Origin of the sequence: Halogranum amylolyticum (genome assembly GCF_900110465.1) — an archaeon.
Classification (GTDB): Archaea; Halobacteriota; Halobacteria; order Halobacteriales; family Haloferacaceae; genus Halogranum; species Halogranum amylolyticum.
This window is the reverse complement of sequence record NZ_FODV01000020.1, coordinates 43,181-56,809: the sequence shown is the minus strand read 5'-3', so window position 1 is coordinate 56,809 and position 13,629 is coordinate 43,181. Positions and strand designations below refer to the sequence as shown.

The window sequence follows — 13,629 nt, the reverse complement described above, 5'->3', positions numbered from 1 at the left end:
GATTAACCCCAATCAGAGGATTTCTTCGTTTCGGATGATTCGATGAGCTGTGCTTCTTCCTCGAGTGCGGTTACTTTGACTGGGTAGGTTCCCTCGTCCTCAACCGAGACAAGTGCGTGGCTATACCCACGGTCTCGATCACCCGGCTTCGCATTGCGAATGAACTCTGCCTCGCGAGAGGTTAATCCGAGCTTCGCGCAGTTCTCTTCGGAGAGGCCGGGAAGCCGATAGAGGATCTTCATCGAGCAGTTGTTTGCGATGGTCTCTGCTCGGGGGTGGATGAAGAAGTCCTTGAGCTCCTGCGTCACGAGATGGATGCTTAAGTCGTAATGCCGAGAGTGCCGTGTGGCCCGGTCGAGCCACTGGAGGCTGCCTTCATGTTCCATGAGGTAATGCGCCTCGTCGACGGCGAGGATAACGCGCTTGTCCGTCTCTTTGGCTCGCTGGTAGACGTTGTCGAAAAGCAACTGCATCATCAACGCGATCTCACGGTCGGCTTCGCCTTGCTGGAGGTCTAAGTAGACGACCTTCTCATCGGAGATGTTGACCTCCGTTTCGCCGGCGAGGTTCGAGAACTCACCGTTGCCCATGAACGGACGCATCGCCATCCGGAGGTCAGCGGCACGTTCCTGCCACTTCTCAACTTCCAGTTCGGTTGGGTCGGCTGCCTCGGTATCGACCGAATCCAGGAACCCCGCGGCGTCGTCTGCAATTTCGGCGAGGATGCCAATCACATCGCGAATCGTCGGACTCGCATTGCCGTGTGTCGAGGGGTCTGCTGTGATTCCGTTGCGGCGGTAGGCCTCTCGAACAGTGGTGCCGAGGACAGCACGCTCTTTCTTGTCGAGACCGTTGCCGACGTGGGCAAAGAATGTATCAAAGAAGCCCATGACGCTGCTGAAACGCTGGCTGAAGGGGTCGATGTCAGGAGCGTCTCGCAGCACGTGTGTTGGTGTCTGCTTGATTTCGAGTGGGTTCAATCCTCGGGTCCCGCCAACCACGATGTGCTCACCATCGAGGGCATCAGAGAGACTGCGGAAGCCCTCCAGCGGGTCGATCATGATGAGGATCGTATCGGGATCTTTTGCGAGTTGCCGCAGGTTCAGGAGTTTTGTCCCGAACGATTTCCCCGAGCCAATCTTTGCGGCCGTGAGGATGTTGTAACCGTTCTCTCGATCGAATCGGTCCATGACGACTGGAGCATCGGTCGTCGCGTGATACCCGACAAGGACGCCACTTTCTTCGATGAGGGTGCTGGCTGAGAAGGGAAAGAGTGCGCCGGCGGCCTTCCCCAACATTGGCGTTGTCTGTTCGAGCGTATCCTTCGCAATCGGGCTGTTGCTCACGAGACCGTCGTCTTGGGTGTAGTCGACGGACTTTGTGACGAGGCGCTTTTTCATCAGCTCCGACTGCAGGCGGTTGGTCGTCTCTTGGACCTCTTTCTTCGTGTTGCCGCGGATCGTGAGATAGACGGCGACCTCGAAAACCCGCTGTGAGCCGTCTGTGAGTTGCGCGAGAACCTCTTTGTGGTCTTGGAGTCGGCGTTGAGTTGCACCGAGAGAGGCCCCGCCACGCTGTTCTTTCTCGCGTCTCGTCGCATCGAGGTCGGTAATTGCTCGCTCGAACTGCTTGATGGCTTGCTCTGACTCACGGGGGCTGGCGTGAATCGAGATGTCGATGTCGGCACTCGGATGGGTCGTCAGCATATCGAGCAGGCCGGGCGTTGCTGCTGCCGGGAAGTCTGCGAAGAACAGTGTCTTCGCCCAGCGCTCACCCGTCCGTGTGATATCGGATTCGAGCTTGATACTCGACGGTGCGACATTCTGTGCGTGGACTCGGTCGTGATCCTCCGCACCGTCAGTGTCGTTCGATTCGAGACTGGTGAACCGCTCGATGAGTGTCTTGAGCATACTTAGTACCTCCCAGAGTCGTCACCGGTCACAACGGGAACCGAGCGAACGCGCTCGTTGCGTTGCCCGGCACTCGGGCCGTAGTGTGTTCGTTCGCCACTCCAGTACTCCTCGAGTAGGGCAGAGAGTTCATCAGCTGAAACGCGCTCTGCGTCACAACCTTCGAGGTCACGAATCCCGCTCTCAACTGCCCGAAGGCGACGCTCCAGTTCCTCTTTCTGTCGCTCGCGGATCTCCTCGTACGTGAGTTGGGTACTCTCAGCCCCAAGGACTCGAATGCATCCGCCAATCATCGGGAGGTCACAGAGCTTCGCGAGTGCACCCCGGTCAGCGAGCTGTACTTCGCGAATACTGACCGGGATGAGGATGTGATACTCGCGGACACAGATGCCACGGCTCTCGAACTCAGCCGGGAACTTCTCTTGGTAGACACGGATGATGTCTCCGAGAGCAGGATTCTCGACGACGTCAGGGTCCTCCAGTCGTTCGCGATACCCGGACGTAATGCGCTCAGGCTCAACGGGGCGGGCCGTCGAATGGATCTGTATGTCGAAATCCAGCGCGTTCAACACACTGCCAAAGGAGTCGGCTATCGCCTCCCACTCTTCGTCGGTCGCAAGCGAGAGGTTGGCTGGACTGACGCGAAGGGCGGCGACGAGATCGCCGTCGGTACGTTCGACAAGACCCGAAATGGGCAGAAACCGCTCGACCTGTGTGAGCGAGTCGGTCTGTTTGGCGGGCGTTTCAGCGACTGCGGTTTTGGTGTGCTCTGCTCGTGAAAACATAATCATGTCCGCTAACCACTGCTGTGGCGATTTGTGAGACGGCGTAACGAAAACAAAGGCGCCTGTGAGAAGGAGGACACCGATTGCCAGGAGAATTCCGCCGATATTCAGCCACTGTGGGGTTGCAAGCAGAATGAACATACAGACAACCCCAGCAGGGATGAATAACTTCAGGTCGTTGAGGCTGTAGTCGATTTCGATGCCGAAAATCTCGTCACTCGCCCCAAACTCATCGAGGATTCGCCGTGACGGGTCGCGATGGCTCATTCGTTCTGCCCCCGCGTATTGAAGACCGTCTCGCGACTCTCAGCTGTCTGTTGGGCATACGAGTACGGGCCACCATATCGTTCATTTTCTATGACCTCACGGATGTCATAGAACTCGTCATCCTCTGCCCCCTGGAGCACGAGTGTCTTATCAGGATATGCCTTGTCGAGTCGTTCGTAGCCTTTGTTAAGAGTCCAATCTCGGTCGGAAGTAGTGCCGCCAACTCCCTCAAATTCTCCATCGGGTTTGAAATATCCCGCTCGGTATTTCTGATCACTAGCCAGGTCAGACCGTGATACAACATTGTTCAGGGAAACGCTGGAAGGAATCCGAGAGTCGGTGAAGGTCTCTCTCGAAGTACCAGACGAACTCGAGGTACTCGATGCTCCAAGACTCGTCGTCGCCGAGTTATCACTCCGAGCAAGCCCACCTGAGGCACTTCCCAGTGCGCCAGCCGCACTCGTTCCGGTCGCGCCGACAGTCCCAGTCGAACCCGCCTTGTCACTCGAAAATGGCGATCCCTGCACCGGGTCCACACGTGAACTAGAAGCGGAACTCGCAGCACTCGTCGCCGCACGTCCAGCTTTCCCGACCTTGTTCGACGCACTCGCGAGACTCGTCGCCGACACCGCACCGAGAAGGCCAGCAGCCATCGACGAGAACGGCCGCATCGAACGCATTCCGACGAACAACATGATTGGCGACAACAGCGCAATCACCCACAGACACAGCGTCAACAACGCATAGACGCCGAGTCCCGGGACGATGGATGTCGGGCCGGGCATTGCACTTCGAGCGGCGTTGATAATCGGATAGCCGAAGCCCAAGACGAGTGCTGTCGGGAAGGGCAAGAACGAGACGGTGACGAACATATCCCGCCCAATTTGGCCCACTTTTGAGACGATACTGAGTGGACCGAAATCGACCAGGGAGAGGGCGATGAAGACTGGGAGCGCTGGAGCGAAGATGAACACTGAGACCCACGAGAGGCCAAAGACGAGCGCAATCAAGAGGAACAGCACGCCCGAGGACAACCACACGAGGATGATACCCAGTCCGGCGGCGGCGTTGTTCCCCCCAATCGACCCGAAGTCAGCAACGAGGTCAGCACCGTCGGGTGCGACGGCGAGGATCATCCCCTGTGAGAGATGCAAGATGACGGCGGCCCAGATCCACGACGCGAGGATGAAGAACAATCCAAACCAGCCTTTCTGTCGCAGCGTCTTTCTCTGGTGCGCTGCAGCTGAGCCACCTGGGAGAATCGTCGTGAGTCGAAGTACGACCATCGCGAAACCCCACAGGGCGAGTCCGATTGGGAGGCCCTTGGTGAACCACATATCGTAGGCGGTCCCCATCGGCGCGTTCGTCGGCCGATCGACGAGTTCCATCTTGCCATCGTCGAGCGGAACAGGCCGAGAGACGAGGAACTCGACAGACCACTCAGCGACGTCGCGAGCGAATTCAAGATACCCGTGTGCGATCGCTCGAGCTGCATCGACGACACCGTTACAGACTTGTCCGCTGACGGGGTCGATGCCACTACAATAGCCTGCTTCTTCGTTGGAGTCGCCGCTTTGTTCGTCACCACTGGGCGTTGGCTCGCCTGGTGTGCCGAGTTGGCTTGGACCCGTCGGGGCATCCGCGACGGCGAGGAGGGGAACGAACCCGGCGCTCGCGACGAGCGTCAATGCAATCACCACTAAGAGACGTGAGTTGTGTGTCATGGAAGGGAGAGCGTCAGCGTAGGGCCTCCTCAGAAGAAGGGGACGATACTGACACAGTTCGCGACGGACGTTCCAGTAAACCCGATGAACATCTCGATGACGACGGCGAACAGTGGCGTCGTGACGGCACTCATGCCAGCTCGATTACGCCAATCTTTGAGCGCTTGGACTGTTTGAGGGTCCTTCGGAAAGCCAGCTGCAGTATGGAGGATGTACGATAGAATCGCCGCTCCAATCATGAGCGTCCCTACGACGAGTGGGGCTGCCTGATTGATCGTCTCTGCGAGGGGCGTTCCACAGATTCCACTGCCGACCTGCGACTGTGCAGCGACAGGGGCAGGAAACGTCAGAACCATAATCGAACTGGTCAACCCGATGAGGAAGTCGCTCCGATGTGATTTCACGCGTGTGACACAGTTGGAAAGTCGTTGCCGAACGCGATTGAGAGGCGAAGGGTCTGAACCAGCCTGCAAATTGGCTGTGAGTACTGTCTCGTGTTTGGAATCAGAAGTGGTTGAATCGGTATTTCGGGTCATGTTGAGATTTTGGAGTCTGCTTCTCGAAGGAGGGGAGCGGTCAGGGGGACACGACCCATATGCAGGCGAAGGCGGTCGCTGACGGATGCTTGGTATCCTCTCAGGCCTCTCGCGGGACTCAAGAGAACTTGCAAGACACCTCGATTCAGCCTCTCCTGCATACGTTCCACCAACAGGAGAATGAGTTTGTAGCCACCGCCGTACACACCTGTTACGCCCCGTGACAGAATTTGTTGCTTAAATTACAAGGAAATACTAAAGGAAGAACGGAGTATGAATGAATAATGAACGCTCAGGAACTCCTGACCTGTTTTACAGCTGCTCAGAATCCGGATACGGTCTCGGTAGCAGCTGTCTTTCGAACGCTTCGTGAGGACAGCGAATCGCAGGTGGATCTCGCAGTGGAGTTCGACACTACTCGAAAGACGATCAATCAGCTGATTAGCGAGTTTACCGAGCTGGGCTTCATCACCTCCACCGAGGATGGCTATCGTTTGACTGGCGCTGGTGCAATCGCACTGCAGCAGTACATCAACGCAGCAGACACGATTGGAGAAGAGAGACTTCAGTTCCTCGTAACGTCACAGAATCGAGTGACGATATTGCGGTCTCTACACGAACACTCTGCCCGAAAAGGCGAGCTTGCGTCTCGTCAGAACCTCCCCTCCCGATCGACCGTCGGTCGGGCGATTGATACCGCGGAGACATACAGACTCATCACCCGAACCACATGCGGGGACTATACCGTGACCTCACATGGGGAGGCAGTCCTCGAAACGTACGATGACTTACTCCACGCCTTCGAACAGATACTGGACAAGACTCCCTGCTTGCAGAACCTTGGTGTGGAGTGCGCTGAGCTTCCTGTGAGTGCCCTCGATGGTGAAGAGATGGTCACCGGGAACCCAAAGAACCCGTTCACACAGCGCAATAAATTGGTCACGTTCCTCGACTCACTCGATGAGACAGAGGTAGACCACATACGGACGTTCTCCTCGTACTTCGATCTCGAAATCTCGAAAGCGTTCAACCCGCTCATGCGCTCCGAGACTCGAATGGATGTTATCAGCCCTGCAACTGCGCTCGATGAGATGCCGACCGTCGCGGAAGGAGCAGAACACGTCAAACAAGGGCTTGGTGCAGAGAACGTTCATTGGCAACTCTACCCGGGAGAGCTGCCCGTTGGGTTGCTAATCGTCGACGAGGACTGGGTTGTTGCTGGTCCTAAGAGTGTTAGTGATGCCACCGAGATTTCAGGCACAGTCTACTGCTCAGACCCCGAAATCGTCGAATGGGCAATCGACCTCCATGAAGCCTATATGAGCGGCTCGAAGAAACCCTTGGAGCATCTGGCTGACTCGTTTCGGTCGGCAAGTAGCACCCTTCTGGAGAAAGTCATGCCAATACAAACGCCATAATGATGACTCGGTTGCAATTTTGCCGCCCAGAGTTAAGCAAATCATTTCCGATTCGACGCCAAATCCGTGACTAATCTAACGCCACCCACTCATGGATACTGAACCTTCGTACGACTATCAATTCCAGTTCGAGGATCCAACAGGACACACCCACGTCTTCGAACTCGAAACTCATTGCAGGAACAACATCGGCGAACCGCGAATCAGATGGCGAACCGAAGACGGGTCGGTCGCTGGTAAATGGGGGACGCTCAAATTCCCGGAAGACCGCTCACGGTCAACCCACACGCCGTATATGACGATGGAAGTCTCCGAGCCGACATTGGTCTTTGGTCGATTCGAGAAGAGTACACCAACGATTTTCGATATGCCTCGGGACTCACTCACACTTCCACCACGAATTGGGTCGACGGTTCGTGACGAGCTAGAAGCTCTCGGGAGTCCAGCCCAGCGAGAGGCGATCTCAGACGACCCCTATGCATTCCCGCCAGCAATAACAGACCCGGGCCTCCCACTCGAACCAGCGACGTGGTCACGGGTTGGATGGAATCCTGACGACCAGATTATGTGGTATCGACTCACGAATTACCCGAAGCCTGGATCGACAGAGTGGGATCAAGAAGCGGTGACGTCACCGCGACCCTATCAAATCGAACGAGGGACGCTCACTTGGCGAAAGCACCACATCACAGGAGCAAGCGGGTCGCCAGATGAGCTTATCGACCAACTCGAGTTAGAAGAGATATCGTAGTGTTACAACCGTAGGATTCACCGACTACGAAGACTTAACATTCGGCTCGGTGTCGAGATTCCCTTGAACGTCTCACCGGGGTGAGGAAGACCAAGTTGGTAGCGGATTGCGTCCTGTGCTTTGAGCGGTTTGAAAATTCGTGGCTCTTCTAACTCCCAGATTTTGCAGTACGGTGCTCGCACACCGCTGTGCTTCAGAATCGCGTTTACCGCACGACGAGCGGCCTCATTTGCGCTTTCCATGCTCGCGAGATCCGTATTCGTCCGAACGTAGTCAGACGCCAAGACGAAGTTCTCTAACTTGGTGGCTGCACTCGGTCGGTAGCGAAGCGACCCAGCAGTGTTCACGAGAAGTGGTTCACGATTGACGACACCTGTGTCCGTCTCTTCGATAGCTGGGTTGAGGAACGACTCGACAAGGACGTCATCTGAGAGGCGTTCAGTCCCGTTCCGATTGAGATGGGCTTTCAGCTGTGCCCACGTTTCGGCTTTGATTTCGTCAGGAGTGCAGTCACGCGCTGGCTTATCGTAGAGGATTCCAGGCTTGTCCCAGTCAGAGATGATGACTGAGAGGACGCCCTCGATGGTTCCATCGCTCTCCCCGGAGAGGGTGTACTCCTCCCAGAACTGTTGCTGTGAAATCGATGTGAGTGCCCACGGAGAGTCCAAGTAGAGCTGGTGGCCGTGAACGAGTGGGGTGTCTTCAGAGAGGTAGAACTGAATCCCGCTCATCCAGCCAGTGTCGATTCGATCGAGACGTGCAAGCGATGGCGCTCCACGACGGAGTTCTTCAGTTAACAGCTCAACCATTGCTTCAACCGGGAGTGCAGCCACGTAGTAGTCGGCCTGCACTTCTTCTGTTGAACCCGCCCTGTCGACGGTGACACTGGTCACCCGCTCCCGGGTACAATTGATGGCAGTGACTGGAGCATCATGGACGAATTCGACACCGTTGTCCTGGAGGTACGTGACCCACGGCTCAATCCACGCTTTGCTCGTCGGACCGTTGAGGATTCGCTCGGCTTCCATCGTGGGGTCCAGTTGCCCACGAATCAGCTGAAGATAGATTTGTCCGAAAGTTCGAGCACTCCCATCTTGAGGGCGAAGCGCGACAAGCAACTGCGTTACCGCTGCAAGTTGCTGGTACGGTTCGGACATCCGCTCTGCCTCGATGTAGTCCCACCATGAGATGTTCTCAAGTTCGTTCTCACGTCGTTTGTCACAACTCGTGAGAAGCGTCAGCATCCGTTCTGCGAAGAACCGTGCTTCACTTCCCGAGAGCGAATTCGAAGAGTTGCCGGGCCGAAGCGTCTCTGCCCATTCGTCGAGCGTCTCTGGTGTTTTCGTAGAAGCGACCGCTTCCTCTCCGGTCATTCGTGCCATGAGCGACTGGGAGGTTGGCACAAGATTGTCGGCAACTGTGTGGTGTTCACCGTACGGAATCCGGCTCATTGTGTCCGTAACGTGTCTGTAAAAGCCCGGGAAGAATCGAAATCCGTGTTCACCGAGAACCTGAGTCTCGTCTGATATGGGGATACTCCGTGCCTTCCCACCGAAGCGGCCCTTTGCTTCGTTAACGGTCACCTCGAACCCTCGCTCAATAAGTTCGTGAGCGGCGCTCAGGCCACCAATCCCACCTCCAAGGATTGCAACAGTTTGTGTCACAACTTCCCTTGGTTTGTACATACTTGAACCGTTGGGTGGCGGATCTGTCACTCGTAAGAGTGACTCTCTTCTTGAGAGACCCAATGCAGATATTCCTGAGGGGGTTCACGGGAGCATGAAAGAGCTGGGGAAGATGTATGGAATCTCAACGGAAGAGGCCTACATTCTCGCTGCAAAAGTGCTGTTGAACCTTGAGTCGGGGATCGAGTATAATCCGGATGGCGACCTTGTTGAGACGTTCCTTGAGAAGCAGGCCGATAGATAGCGGTCAGGCGACAACCGCTGTTGATACCCAAGGACGTCATCAGCCCCACCGGGGGTGGAAGATTCACTTCGTTGTTTGGTCATCAACGGTAGCAGTCTCGTCGTTGGGAACTGACGCGTGAGTGGTGTCGGGGACGGGGAACTCCGCTGTGGCACGTGCTTGAGCCCGCGAGTCGGCGTACATCGCGCCAATATACCCGCCCACTGCACTGAGGCCGAGGATATACACTGCGGCGATCAGGAGGATAAGCCCGATCATGATGATGACGAACATCGGACCGGCGAACTCGCCTGTGGTAAGCGATCCGAAGGACATGATAGTAAACATGAAAAAGAACACCGCTGCCAACGGGAGTGACGCGAAGATGCCCGAGACGAGACCAGCTCGTGTGCCACGGCCAGTCCCCTCGTTGTGCAAGTAGCCTGCGACGGCCCCACCGATGAGCGGTGAAAACGGAATGATGGACGTGGCGACGGTCACCACGGCGCCCAACAGTGCGTGGAGGTAGAAGTTTTCTCCGTTGGAGGCGACGTCTCTGGTGGATGCTGTTTCCATACTACTGTATTGGCTTGTGTGCGTAAATAGAGGGCTCATGAGTACCATCTTGCGAGAACACATCACCTGGGCCGCGGCTGGAGGTGCCATAGGGAAGCACGAACTGAAGGGGAACTTACGCCACCGTGGGAAGAGTGAGAACTCGTTTTGTCCTCTCGAATCACGACCTACTCGCGTCGACACCCGGCCTGACACCCCAACTGTGGCGACGACGGTGGACACCCGAATACGTGGCGTCAGTGTGGCATAGGCGGCGGCCACAAGCGACGCCAACTTGTTCGACGACGAGAGTCACAAACAGCTGACGAGCCAATCTCCGAGATAAATACCGAATCTAGATATAATTAATCTATACTATAGTAGTACGCATTAATCTAACAATACACTTGTTCAGCACCGGGTAAATGTAATTATGAAAATCAATTCAGTTTACAGGTGCAGTGGCGGACACTATTACGGTGACGCAGAGATCTGGGAACGACTTGAATCGGGAACGTGGACACCCTGTTGTTGGGATACGGAGTCCGGAACGGAGTGGATGGAAACAGCAGACGGAGAACTCCTGGTTCTTGAGCCGATCGCCCGAAGTGCCCTTCCCGAGGGGGTGTCAACCGAACGTGTTGCCGCTGGGACCGCTGTGAACCCGAGCCCAGCTACCGAGAACTTCTGAGTTGGGTGGGAGTGGCTGTGTTGGAGACACGAATCCGACACTCCGAGTGTGGGATTCGCTGTGCGAGGTGCCGTGTCAGTACGAGTACTACGCAGGAGAGCGAACGTCATCGTCGTTGTCACCGTCGCAGCGACTGCAGCGACTGCTGAACGTGGTGGACGGAACGTTACGAGAAGACGATCGCACACTGTCACTACCCACGAGTGTCACTTCAGTCCGGAAAAGCTGACGAACGCTCGGGATGAGCGTCGTCAACCGGAATGCCACAACCCATCGTTCAACTCCGGGTCAGGGATTGACTGATGGATTGTACTTGTTTCTACACACTCTCCCCGTTAGTATGCACTGGTTCGGATCCGAACCAGTATAAATTCAGATCCAGCATGTGACAGCGTCTCAATGATTCAGACGGCGACGTTAGGGCAGGAGGAGACCATCAGACGCGACTTATGACTCGACTCAGACGGAAGCCACGGTGCCAACCTCACCGAACGTCGCGGCAGTCGCGAAGTCCAAGGCGGCCAGCACGGGTCCCGAATAGAGGGTGCCTCAACAGAGGCATACCCGTTGGGTGTGGTATTCCGGTGTCACCCATGTACGAGACATGGGTGTGAACAGACATCCAGCACTGTGCACTAGAGTTGTCGATTGTCGAAGAGGTGAGGTTCAAATATGAATCCTGTGCAGGATTTATGCATTGTTTGGATAATCGGTAGGACTGCTGTGCTCTCATCGAGCGAGAACAGTGACCACCTGTCCGGATTCGGTTGCTCTTCCCTGTGAGATATTCTCGAATGACGATGGGACTCCCGGTGTGGGTGGGATGATTATCTGCAGCACAGCAACTCGGCTTCGACGTGTGGGAGCAACTCGCACTCGCTGTGCTGGCTTGATGTGTGAATCGGTGCCGCTTCTGCTGGATGAAGCACGTGATTCCGCTCACTTGTGGCAGCATCCGGCAGCGCCGTCTTTCCGAAGCAACACGACCGCAGCTGGTTCTCAGAGATATCGCCACCGGCACAGGGTGTTTCTCACCCGCAGTTCTAAACGAGTGTTAGGCCGGCAGCGCTTTGGATTGCGATTGCATCCACTCGAGTTGCTCTTGGATGGTCAACGCTCCCTTTTCGGTGACCTGGTAGTAGTTTGTGCGGCGGTCCAGTTGGCCTTTCTCGAGGAGGCCCCGCTCGACGAGCGTATCGAGATTCGGATACAGCCGCCCGTGTTTCACCTGCGTACCCATTGTGTCTTCGACATGCTCTTTGATATCCTGTCCCGATGGTTTCTCGAGACCACTTGCCACCACGAGCAGATCTCGCTGGAACCCTGTCAGCCCAAACATTTCGTTCATTCCCATCACCTCTCTGTCTAGATTAGTTTCTGTACACTTGTGCATTTCTGCACTGCATTACACAACAGATTGTGCATATATTCTATAACTGCGTGTAAACCGATCTACAGATTGTGCAGACTCATACCTACTTCGGACAGTCGTGTCGTCCCGTCTTCGCGACGACTGTGAGAGGCGTCTGTGATATAGAGGCCTCGGTCTTCGAGCATGGTGACGACGTCGTTCCCGTGTACAACTGAAGCGACCTCGGTTGGGGCGACCAGCCTGACACCCGCATGCACGTCATCGGTCTCGCACGGACAGATGGATGGCGCACTACCAACCACACGTCGTGTGCTCGCGAGGGGTGATTACTCCAGCAGTGTCGCGAGCTCGTCGAGGTCAGCCGCGTCGTACGCACGAATATCATAGCGATTGGCGCTCGAACGCTCGGCGTAGCACTCGATAATCTCGAGTTCGACGAGGAGTGCGAGCAGCCGCCCGAAGGTCCGTGCCGGGAGGGGTGGATCATCAAGGTGGGCGTACAGTTGACGACCCGTTGGGTAGGGGCGGGTGGCGTCGTCGAGCGCTGTCTGGAGGAGTGGAAGGTGCCGTTGGAGGGTGCTATAGTGTTGGGGCGAGCGTGCTTCAAGCGCTTCGAGTCGAGTGGTGAGCGACGACGCCATGCGTGGGTTTCTGAGTCATCGTGCAGTGGGGGTGATACGTGTTGTGATGCCCACTGGGTGCTGGGCGTACGTCGGCGGCGGCGCGTACACGCGAGTTAGAAACGGTAGGTGACGATCTCGGGTTCCCCACAGGTTGGACACACAGTGTCGGTTGGCGTGCACGTCGTCCCACAGTAGCGACATTCATAGATGACGGTGTCTGTCGACAGCAGTTGTGTGAGCCGACTACGGAGCGTGTCACTGCTCGACATGTACCTCGCCAAAGAGATCGTCGGTAAGCTTCAGGGCGCCCGGAAAGTCGTCGAACAATCGGTCGAAGAGTCGATCGACGACCTCCTTCAAAGTGACACGATTCCTCGGAGAGGAGAGGGTGATGATTCATTCGACCGATGGCTCGGGAACTGGGTCGAATGTGTCGAGAAACAGGGCGAGGGACCGGCGAGATTGATCCTCGGCTGGGAGCCGGAATCCCTCGATGAAGCGTGTCAGATCCTTCGTGAAGGGGCTGCGAGCTGGTCCGAAAGTACGGGGAAGGATATGGTCGAGTTCGCAAAAGAGTACTCACCGGTGGTTGATATGGAAGACGGCAGCCGGATGGAATTCGACTGGTGGTTCGACTTCGCGAAGATGCTTCCCAGGTGTCGCTCGAAGTACATTCCCATCGGTTAGCGGCCCGACGGCCGAGTGGCAACACTATCCTGTGGACCGTTAATCCGCAAAAATCCCCGGCTAATCGGGTCGACCTGGCTCCATAGAGACAGGAATCTTTCTCGCGACCAGTGTCGTGTCTATCAGTTAGAGATGTTCTTTCGCATCCCCCACCAATTTCTCTATTAGACGTGTCGGTAAAGACCGACACAGAGAAACCACCGGAGTCGCCTTCGGCGACACCGGGGGGAGGGGTACACACTGATAGCACTACAGATGGTGATTCCACTAGTTTTCCATCAACCCCCTAGGGGGAACCGAGAATTGAGGGTCGATGGAAACGTCTTTGTGAGAACCACCAGTATGAGCGCTCAAGGTGCGTTCTATGCACCCGTTACAGACGAACCCTCGTGGGATTGAAGC

Annotated in this window: 12 protein-coding genes; 4 read left to right on the top strand and 8 right to left on the bottom strand. The window is 56.1% G+C overall.

What is annotated here, in order from left to right; translation table 11 throughout:
- Positions 1-2 precede the first annotated feature (2 nt).
- The 4 genes from BSG17_RS21155 to BSG17_RS28045 are packed head-to-tail and all read right to left on the bottom strand — an operon-like array spanning position 3 to position 5,042.
- The gene (locus BSG17_RS21155; protein WP_089827379.1) at positions 3-1,910 is read right to left on the bottom strand and encodes a VirB4 family type IV secretion system protein; all 1,908 of its coding nucleotides are present in this window, start codon (positions 1,908-1,910) and stop codon (positions 3-5) included.
- A gap of 2 nt (positions 1,911-1,912) precedes the next feature.
- Entirely contained in the window at positions 1,913-2,962 is a 1,050-nt protein-coding gene (locus BSG17_RS21150; RefSeq protein WP_089827378.1) for a TraC-like domain-containing protein, read from the bottom strand.
- Positions 2,959-4,686 (bottom strand): TrbL/VirB6 family protein, encoded by a 1,728-nt coding sequence (locus BSG17_RS21145; RefSeq protein ID WP_089827377.1) that lies wholly within the window; start codon positions 4,684-4,686, stop codon positions 2,959-2,961. Before BSG17_RS21145 ends, BSG17_RS21150 begins: the two co-directional genes overlap by 4 nt.
- A gap of 29 nt (positions 4,687-4,715) precedes the next feature.
- Entirely contained in the window at positions 4,716-5,042 is a 327-nt protein-coding gene (locus BSG17_RS28045) for a hypothetical protein (RefSeq protein WP_244531658.1), read from the bottom strand.
- Between the two features lie 464 nt (positions 5,043-5,506).
- Here BSG17_RS28045 and BSG17_RS21135 point away from each other — a divergent pair, with 464 nt between their 5' ends.
- Complete coding sequence (locus tag BSG17_RS21135; RefSeq protein ID WP_089827376.1) at positions 5,507-6,640, top strand: helix-turn-helix transcriptional regulator; 1,134 nt, start codon at positions 5,507-5,509, stop codon at positions 6,638-6,640.
- 91 nt (positions 6,641-6,731) lie between these two features.
- A complete protein-coding gene (locus BSG17_RS21130; RefSeq protein ID WP_089827375.1) occupies positions 6,732-7,391 on the top strand; it encodes a hypothetical protein in 660 nt (219 codons plus the stop codon).
- Between the two features lie 17 nt (positions 7,392-7,408).
- Here the strand turns inward: BSG17_RS21130 and BSG17_RS21125 are convergent, their stop codons facing one another.
- Positions 7,409-9,076 (bottom strand): hydroxysqualene dehydroxylase, encoded by a 1,668-nt coding sequence (locus BSG17_RS21125; protein ID WP_089827374.1) that lies wholly within the window; start codon positions 9,074-9,076, stop codon positions 7,409-7,411.
- Here BSG17_RS21125 and BSG17_RS27635 point away from each other — a divergent pair.
- Entirely contained in the window at positions 9,069-9,320 is a 252-nt protein-coding gene (locus tag BSG17_RS27635) for a hypothetical protein (protein WP_139246749.1), read from the top strand. The genes BSG17_RS21125 and BSG17_RS27635 overlap by 8 nt on opposite strands.
- Before the next feature lie 63 nt (positions 9,321-9,383).
- Here the strand turns inward: BSG17_RS27635 and BSG17_RS21120 are convergent, their stop codons facing one another.
- The 3 genes from BSG17_RS21120 to BSG17_RS21105 all read right to left on the bottom strand — a co-directional run bounded on the left by BSG17_RS21120 (position 9,384) and on the right by BSG17_RS21105 (position 12,558).
- Entirely contained in the window at positions 9,384-9,875 is a 492-nt protein-coding gene (locus BSG17_RS21120) for a DUF5518 domain-containing protein (protein WP_139246748.1), read from the bottom strand.
- Positions 9,876-11,599: 1,724 nt separating this feature from the next.
- Complete coding sequence (locus BSG17_RS21110; protein WP_089827393.1) at positions 11,600-11,884, bottom strand: PadR family transcriptional regulator; 285 nt, start codon at positions 11,882-11,884, stop codon at positions 11,600-11,602.
- A 359-nt stretch (positions 11,885-12,243) separates the two neighbouring features.
- Entirely contained in the window at positions 12,244-12,558 is a 315-nt protein-coding gene (locus BSG17_RS21105) for a hypothetical protein (RefSeq protein WP_089827371.1), read from the bottom strand.
- Between the two features lie 234 nt (positions 12,559-12,792).
- On the opposite strand from BSG17_RS21105, the gene BSG17_RS21100 reads away from it, so the two are divergent.
- Positions 12,793-13,227 carry a hypothetical protein gene (locus BSG17_RS21100; RefSeq protein WP_139246747.1) on the top strand — a complete coding sequence of 145 codons (435 nt, stop codon included), beginning with the start codon at positions 12,793-12,795 and terminating at the stop codon, positions 13,225-13,227.
- Positions 13,228-13,629 lie beyond the last annotated feature (402 nt).

Excerpts from the sequence above, each read along its gene's own strand:
- BSG17_RS21105 (WP_089827371.1), bottom strand. The coding sequence starts at position 12,558 with ATGGCGTCGTCGCTCACCACTCGACTCGAAGCGCTTGAAGCACGCTCG.
- BSG17_RS21155 (WP_089827379.1), bottom strand. The coding sequence starts at position 1,910 with ATGCTCAAGACACTCATCGAGCGGTTCACCAGTCTCGAATCGAACGAC.
- BSG17_RS21150 (WP_089827378.1), bottom strand. The coding sequence starts at position 2,962 with ATGAGCCATCGCGACCCGTCACGGCGAATCCTCGATGAGTTTGGGGCG.
- BSG17_RS21125 (WP_089827374.1), bottom strand. The coding sequence starts at position 9,076 with ATGTACAAACCAAGGGAAGTTGTGACACAAACTGTTGCAATCCTTGGA.
- BSG17_RS21120 (WP_139246748.1), bottom strand. The coding sequence starts at position 9,875 with ATGGAAACAGCATCCACCAGAGACGTCGCCTCCAACGGAGAAAACTTC.
- BSG17_RS21145 (WP_089827377.1), bottom strand. The coding sequence starts at position 4,686 with ATGACACACAACTCACGTCTCTTAGTGGTGATTGCATTGACGCTCGTC.
- BSG17_RS21130 (WP_089827375.1), top strand. The coding sequence starts at position 6,732 with ATGGATACTGAACCTTCGTACGACTATCAATTCCAGTTCGAGGATCCA.
- BSG17_RS21110 (WP_089827393.1), bottom strand. The coding sequence starts at position 11,884 with ATGTTTGGGCTGACAGGGTTCCAGCGAGATCTGCTCGTGGTGGCAAGT.
- BSG17_RS28045 (WP_244531658.1), bottom strand. The coding sequence starts at position 5,042 with ATGGTTCTGACGTTTCCTGCCCCTGTCGCTGCACAGTCGCAGGTCGGC.
- BSG17_RS21135 (WP_089827376.1), top strand. The coding sequence starts at position 5,507 with ATGAACGCTCAGGAACTCCTGACCTGTTTTACAGCTGCTCAGAATCCG.